Origin of the sequence: Xenorhabdus yunnanensis (genome assembly GCF_028598805.1) — a bacterium.
Taxonomy (GTDB): domain Bacteria; phylum Pseudomonadota; class Gammaproteobacteria; order Enterobacterales; family Enterobacteriaceae; genus Xenorhabdus; species Xenorhabdus yunnanensis.
The window spans coordinates 1-2,169 of record NZ_JAQRFI010000136.1 but is presented as its reverse complement, the minus strand read 5'-3'; the positions used below and the strand labels follow the sequence as shown (position 1 = coordinate 2,169).

General features: G+C 54.6%; 1 protein-coding gene. It reads left to right on the top strand.

From position 1 onward, the window contains the following. Positions 1-2,169: inverse autotransporter beta domain-containing protein (locus PSI23_RS21110; protein ID WP_273556915.1), on the top strand; the 2,169-nt coding region annotated here is incomplete at both ends.

The window sequence follows — 2,169 nt, the reverse complement described above, 5'->3', positions numbered from 1 at the left end:
CGCTTCGGCGCCAATGGCTATTTCCGCGCCAGTGGCTGGAAAGACGGCAGGAAGCTGAAAGATTACGAAGAGCGCCCGGCCAACGGTTTTGACCTGCGGGCGGAGGGCTATGTTCCGTCTTATCCGCAACTGGGCGGTAAGTTAATTTATGAGCAGTATTTTGGGGATGAAGTCGGCTTGCTGAGCGAAGCGCGCCGGCAGAAAAACCCGGCCGCCTTTACCCTCGGCGTCAACTATACCCCTGTCCCGTTGGTGACACTGGGGCTTGACCGCCGGCAAAGTGCTTCCGGCGGCGGGGAAACCCGGTTTAATTTCGGCCTGAATTATGAAATCGGCACGCCGTGGTCAAAACAGGTCGACCCCGATGCGATGGCCTTTAAACGCAGCCTGCAAGGCAGCCGTTATGATTTGGTTGACCGCAATAACCAAATCGTACTGGAGTACCGCAAGAAAAACCTGATCCGCCTGATGATGGAAAACCGCATCAGCGGACGCGGCGGGGCGGTGATCCCGCTGAATGTCAGTGTCAGCGCCCAACATGGCCTGAAAGAAATCGTCTGGGATACGGCGAATTTGCTGGCAGGGGGCGGCAAGCTGGAAAACGTCAGTGCCCCGGCGCTGTCAGCCAACTTAGCCGCTGAATCTGGGCGTGGTGGGACGCATTATCTGCTGACCCTGCCGCCGTTCCATGACAAGGGCAACAACACTTACACCCTGTCCGGTGTCGCCTATGATAATCAGGGCAATGCCTCTGAGCGGATGGAAACTCAGATACAGGTCACTGCTTCCGCCGTCAGCCCTGCCAGCTCTGGCTTTGAACAGACCAATAAATCGATGGTGGCCGACGGCAAAACCCAGACGGTTATCCGCCTGAAACTGACCGACAAGGACGGCAGGCCAGTGACTGGCGCGGCGGGCAGTATCAAACTGACCGACGACAAAACGAAACTCACCGGTGACGGTAAAGATCCGGTACTGGGCACCGAAGTGAAAGAAGTGCCGGCAGGCAGCGGGATTTATGAGGTCACCGCCACTGCCGGTACTAAGCACGGTAAATGGAAAATCACGCCCACGGTGGATGGTCATGAACTGGCTCCCACGGTCATCGATTTTGGTGATTCGCTGGCAAACATGATCGATACGGATAAGACCGAATTTAAACCGGAAAATGGTGCCCTGAATAAGGAAGGTGACAGCACTGAAATCAGCCTGAACCTGAAAGACAAAGACGGTCACCCCATCACCGGCGCGGCCGATAAAATCAAGCTGACCGATGACAAAAACGAACTGTACGGTCAGAACCCCAACCCGTCATTAGGGGCAGTAAGGGAAGACCCGACGGGCAGCGGCATCTACAAAGCCAAGGTGACCGCCGGCAAGAAAAAAGGCCTCTGGAAAATCACGCCGACAGTAGACGGCAAGGCGCTGAAACCGACCAATATCACCTTTGGTCAGTCGCTGACGGATATTGTTGATACCCAGGGCTCACAGTTTACGCCCGCCACGAACGTCCTCGCCGCCGACAATGAGGACAGCACCATCATGACCCTGCACCTGAAAGATAAATCCGGCAATCCGATCCCGAACGCCAAGGACAGCATTACCTTTGAAGACAACAGCGATCAACTGACCGGTGACGGCAAAAATAAACCAACCATTGATAAGGTGTGGGAAGAGCCGGAAAACAGCGGGATCTACAAGGTGGAAGTCAAGGCTGGTGATAAAACCGGTGCATGGAAAATCACCACCAAAGTAGAGGGCAAGCCACTGGGAACCCCAACGGAAATTACCTTTGGCGCGTCAAAAGCTGACCTGGTTGATCTGGACAAATCTGCGTTTATTCCGGAAAAAAGCGAACTGCCCAATGAAGGGGATACCACGGTCATTAAGCTGAACCTGAAAGACTTCAATGGTCACCCCATCACCGGGGCAGAGAACAGTATTAAGTTGATCGAGGATAACCACGAGCTGTACGGCAAGGGAGAAATGCCTACCTACGGTCAGGCCAAAGAAGTACCACCGGGCAGTGGCATTTATGAAGTTCTGGTCACCGCCGGCGCGAAAAAAGGCAAATGGACACTGACACCGGAAGTGTTCGGCAAGCAGATGAAACACCCTGCCACTATTACTTTCGGGCAATCACTGGCGGATATCCTCGATCCCAGCAGC